Source organism: Mycobacterium sp. TH-M103, from assembly GCF_057473785.1.
This window is the reverse complement of record NZ_JBYCLG010000194.1, coordinates 1-4,327: the sequence shown is the minus strand read 5'-3', so window position 1 is coordinate 4,327 and position 4,327 is coordinate 1. Positions and strand designations below refer to the sequence as shown.

4 protein-coding genes and 3 pseudogenes are annotated in these 4,327 nt (G+C 69.8%); 2 read left to right on the top strand and 5 right to left on the bottom strand.

All coding sequences use genetic code 11. The annotated features are described in order from the left end of the window. Window positions 1-21: 21 nt before the first annotated feature. Window positions 22-282 (bottom strand): hypothetical protein, encoded by a 261-nt coding sequence (locus AC2VOR_RS10740; protein ID WP_369739310.1) that lies wholly within the window; start codon window positions 280-282, stop codon window positions 22-24. A 250-nt stretch (window positions 283-532) separates the two neighbouring features. Here AC2VOR_RS10740 and AC2VOR_RS10735 point away from each other — a divergent pair, with 250 nt between their 5' ends. Beyond that, entirely contained in the window at window positions 533-1,717 is a 1,185-nt protein-coding gene (locus AC2VOR_RS10735; protein WP_486963765.1) for an alpha/beta hydrolase family protein, read from the top strand. Window positions 1,718-1,733: 16 nt separating this feature from the next. Then, a complete protein-coding gene (locus AC2VOR_RS10730; protein ID WP_486963764.1) occupies window positions 1,734-3,137 on the top strand; it encodes a wax ester/triacylglycerol synthase family O-acyltransferase in 1,404 nt (467 codons plus the stop codon). A 133-nt stretch (window positions 3,138-3,270) separates the two neighbouring features. Here the strand turns inward: AC2VOR_RS10730 and AC2VOR_RS10725 are convergent. From AC2VOR_RS10725 to AC2VOR_RS10710, 4 genes and pseudogenes are all read right to left on the bottom strand, one after another. Beyond that, a pseudogene (locus AC2VOR_RS10725) lies at window positions 3,271-3,315 on the bottom strand (hypothetical protein); the annotation flags it as partial. Between the two features lie 76 nt (window positions 3,316-3,391). Then, window positions 3,392-3,619, bottom strand: a pseudogene (locus AC2VOR_RS10720) (WS/DGAT domain-containing protein); the annotation flags it as partial. 88 nt (window positions 3,620-3,707) lie between these two features. Beyond that, window positions 3,708-4,061 carry a wax ester/triacylglycerol synthase domain-containing protein gene (locus AC2VOR_RS10715; RefSeq protein ID WP_369739307.1) on the bottom strand — a complete coding sequence of 118 codons (354 nt, stop codon included), beginning with the start codon at window positions 4,059-4,061 and terminating at the stop codon, window positions 3,708-3,710. A gap of 71 nt (window positions 4,062-4,132) precedes the next feature. Then, window positions 4,133-4,327, bottom strand: a pseudogene (locus tag AC2VOR_RS10710) (hypothetical protein); the annotation flags it as partial.

The following is a 4,327-nucleotide window of genomic DNA, read 5'->3' as shown; positions in this document are numbered from 1 at the left end:
GGCCGCCGAACGGGAGGACTGCTACTTGTTCATCGCCTCGCCGGCGCTGTGCACCACGCTGCGGATGAACTCGATCCGCGCGGTGCCCAGCTCCTCGGCCAGGTTCAGGGCGGCGTCGATGACGGTCTTGCGCCGCGACTGCTCGGGCAGCACCGGGCTGATCTGGTCCACGAACCTGCGGACCGCGTCGATGGCCTGCTTGCGGCCGGCCTCGAGCGATTCCAGCACGTCGTCGGAAACCTCGGCCCAGCGCGGTTCGGACTTCTCCGGGGTCTGTGTCATGTCGAACTCCGCAACGGTCCAATACTCCTGGCTGCCGGCGCCGTTGCCGCAGCGGACTTCAGCTTTGCTGCCGACGGCTCCGACGCTACGACCGCCGGCTGGCCGGCACGAGTGACAAAAGTCCTCTGGCAGGCGTGGCTCGTCGCACGTCGCCGTCGCGGTCCCACCTCTGGCAGGCAGGGACTTTCGCGGCTGCAGGCGGGACGTAAGACCCTAACCCGGTCTCCGCAGGTGCCGTTAGCTTTGCCGCATGGCTCTACCCGGCGCCGTCGCACCGCTCACGCACACGGGCATGTATCTGGCCCAGTCGTGGCGCGACTTCTTCGGTCCGGCCTCCGACGAGCTGCCGATCGCGCGCCCCACGCCAGCCCTGACCGCGCAGGCGTTTCGGGACGAGATCGTGCTGATGGGCCTGCGGGCCCGCCGCCCGGTCAGCAAACCGCAGGTTTTCGAGCGCATCACCGGCGAGGTGGCCGCGGGGCTGGAGTTCTACGGTGCCAAGGGGTGGTTGGAGAAGCCGAAGGGCTTCTTCGCCAAACCACCTCCGCTGTCCGACGTCACGGTGCGAAAGGTCAAGGACCGCAGGAGATCCTTCTATCGCCTCTATTTCGACAGCGGATACGCACCGCGGGCCGGCGAACCGGGTGCGCAGCGCTGGGCGGGGTACACGGCGAACGACCGCGAGTACGCGCTGCTGCTGCGCCACCCCGAACCCCGGCCCTGGCTGGTGTGCGTGCACGGCACCGAGATGGGCCGCGCCCCACTCGATCTGGCCCTGTTCCGATCCTGGAAACTGCACGACGAGCTCGGCCTGAACGTCGTGATGCCCGTCCTTCCGATGCACGGTCCCCGGGCGCGCGGCCTGCCGAAGGGCGCGGTCTTCCCAGGGGAGGACGTGCTCGACAACGTGCACGCGACGGCGCAGGCGGTCTCCGACATCCGCCGGCTTTTGTCCTGGATCCGGATGCAGGAGCCCGACTCGCCGATCGGGCTGAACAGCCTCTCGCTCGGCGGCTACATCGCGTCGCTGGCCGCCAGCCTCGAAAAGGGGCTCACCTGCGCGATTCTGGGGGTCCCTGTGGCCAATCTGGTCGAGGTGCTGGGGCGCCACTCCGGCTTGAGCAAGGATGATCCGCGCTGCCGCACCATGGAGATGGCTGCCCCCATCGGCCGGATGACCTCACCCCTGTCGCTCACTCCGCTGGTGCCCAAGCCGGGCCGGTTCATCTACGCGGGAGTCGCCGACCGGGTCGTGCATCCCCGCGAGCAGGTGGTCCGGCTGTGGGAACACTGGGGCAAGCCCGAAATCGTCTGGTACCCGGGCGGTCACACCGGATTCTTCCGTTCGCGTCCGGTGCAGCGGTTCGTCTGGGACGCGCTGCGGCAGTCGGGGCTGCTGGACGGTCCGTCGACGCGGCGCCGACGCCCCGCCTAGCCGCCGGGCCCGAAGAATGACTCCACTCGATCCACTGGCCGCGGCGATGATGACCGCCGAGGTGGTGTCCAACCCGATGCACGCAGGTGTCGTGCTGATCCTGTCGCCCCCGGCCGAAGCCGGCCCCGGCTACGTCGACGGGCTGCATCGCGAGGGTCTGGCCATGAACCACCCGGTCGATCCGAGGCTTCGCCGATACCCGCACCGCGGCGTGGACACCGGTGGCCTGTGGGTGTGGCGCGCCGTCGAGGTCATCGACATGGGCCGGCATCTGCAGCGCCGCACCGTTTCCGGTGGCTGCGACGAGTTCTGGCGGCTGATCGGCGAACTGCACGCCGAACGCCTCGATCGGTCCGGACCGATGTGGATGTCCTACCTGATCGACGGCCTCCCCGGGGGGCGGTTCGCGTTCTACATCAAGGTGCATCACGCCGTGATCGACGGTGTGGCCGGCCTCCAGATGATCGCCGACGCGCTGAGTGCCGACGCGCAACGCCGGTCGATGCCGCACTTCTACGCGGATCGCCGTCCCGAAACCCCGCCGCGCCCGGGGCCCGGACTGCTGCCTCGCGTGACCGCACCGGTTCGGTCGTTGGCCGGCGCGGCTGCGTCGGGGGCCGCGCTGATCGGCGGCGTGCTCGGCGGCGAACTGTCGGCCGTGTTCGACAGCCTGGTCGGACACACCACCGTGCTACCCTTCGGGGCGCCCTACACCCGCTTCAACGGCCGCCTCGGCCCGCAGCGCGCCGTCTCCGCGGCCACCTGGCCCAGGGATCGGATCCGGGCGGTCCAGCAGGCGGCGGGGGTGACGGGTAACGACGTGGTGACCGCCCTGGTGGCCGGGGCAGTGCGCCGCTGGCTGGGTGACCGCGGCGAACTGCCGGGGCGCTCGCTGGTGGCGGCCTGCCCGATCACGGTGCGCGACCATGGCGGTGCTGCGGCAGATGACCGGCACGGCAACAGGTTCGGCCTCTGGCCGTGTCCGCTGGGGACCGACGTCGAGGACCCGGTGGCACGCCTGGCGTTGATCAGCCGGTCGATGGCGGAGGGGAAGCGCTGGGTGGCCAAGCGCGGCGCGGCCGCGTCGCTGCTGACGACGGCGGGCAGCATCGCCGCCACGGTGGTCCCGCCGCTGTTGCCGCTCACCCAGAAGCTTCGCACCGGGTTCAACCTGCCCATCTCGCACGTTCCCGGACCTGAGTGCGAAACGTATTGGAACGGAGCACATGTCGAGGAGATTTACCCGGTCTCGACGGTTTTCGACGGGTTGGGGCTCAACGTGACGACGTGCTCGTACGCCGGGCGGATCGGGTTCGGCTACGCAGCCGGCCGCGACGTGGTCCCCGACGTCGAGGCGTTGATCCCGATGACCGAAGGGTCGCTGGCCGAACTCGAATCCGGCCTGGGTGTGGGCGCCTGACCCCTGTCTGGTTGGCGACGCGGTGGCTTTGCCTGGTGCCCGCCGGCTTCCGCGAGAGGGCGCGGGTGACCAGGCGCGCGACCCCGAGTTCGATGCCGCTGGCGAGCTCGTCGACGTCGGGGACGGCGTCGTAGTCGGCGGTGATGCCGAACGCCAGTTCGTCGACATAGCTGAGCATGCTGATGACGGTGCATCGAGATCGGCGGCACCGGCAGCAGCTGCTCGACCGGGTGACCCAGCACCTGGAGCCGCTGGCGCGGGCCCGGCACGTTTGTTGCCGGCGTGACGATGCTGCACTGCGGCAGCCGCGTCAGCAGCCGAACCATCCACGCGCTGACCACGAAGGGGACGTAATCGGTCAATGCCACAAAGGCATTCGCCGCCTCGCGCTCACCGCCGCCCTTGATCCTGTCCAGCCGGGTGTGCGCCAGCTGCAACCGTGTGAGCGGGTCTTGCTGCTCGACCGGCAACGAGGGCAACATCGCCGATACCCGGATGTCGGTGCGGTTCATCGCATCCGGAGTGCGCACCGAAACCGGGATCAGCGTGCGCAGCGAGTTGCGCCTCGGCTTATTGCCGCGCCGCAGCAGCGTGGTGCGAAAAGCTGTCGGTGATCGCCGCGAGCGCCACGTCGTTGAGGGTCACGCCGAACGTGTGGCACACCGTCTCGACGTCCTTGAGCGACACGCGGGCCGCGCTGTAGCGCCGCATGCCCGCCAGCGAGCCGTGCAGCGAGGATCCCGCCGCCGGGGTGAGCAGGCCGGTGACGAATTGTGCTGCGCCCAGGGCGGTGTGGGTGAGCGCATTGTCGTCGACCCATTCCGGCGCCGCGAGCTCGAACGGGTGCTTGTGCACCCGCTGCCGGAAGCGTGGGACGTCGCGGATCCGTTCGGCCAGCGTCGCGGCCAGCGTTAGCTGTTCCATTGCCGGTCATCTTCGATCCACGAATGATCGGCATCACTATCCGTCGCGCGGGGCGCGGGTCGATAGTGCCGTTAGTCCCCAAGCGGTGCGGCCGGCCTCTCCGACGGCTTCGCGACGCGGCGCGCCGGCGCGCCGACGCCCACGTGGGTCATGATGTGGTCCAGGACCAGATCGGACAGATCGCCGTCGTCGGCGACCCGGGCCAGGCCGCGCCGCCGCAGGAACGTATCGAGGCGTCGATCGGGCGACCAGTCGGCGTAGACGGG

Coding starts and splice junctions, on each gene's coding strand:
- AC2VOR_RS10740 (WP_369739310.1), bottom strand. CDS start 282: ATGACACAGACCCCGGAGAAGTCCGAACCGCGCTGGGCCGAGGTTTCC.
- AC2VOR_RS10735 (WP_486963765.1), top strand. CDS start 533: ATGGCTCTACCCGGCGCCGTCGCACCGCTCACGCACACGGGCATGTAT.
- AC2VOR_RS10730 (WP_486963764.1), top strand. CDS start 1,734: ATGACTCCACTCGATCCACTGGCCGCGGCGATGATGACCGCCGAGGTG.
- AC2VOR_RS10715 (WP_369739307.1), bottom strand. CDS start 4,061: ATGGAACAGCTAACGCTGGCCGCGACGCTGGCCGAACGGATCCGCGAC.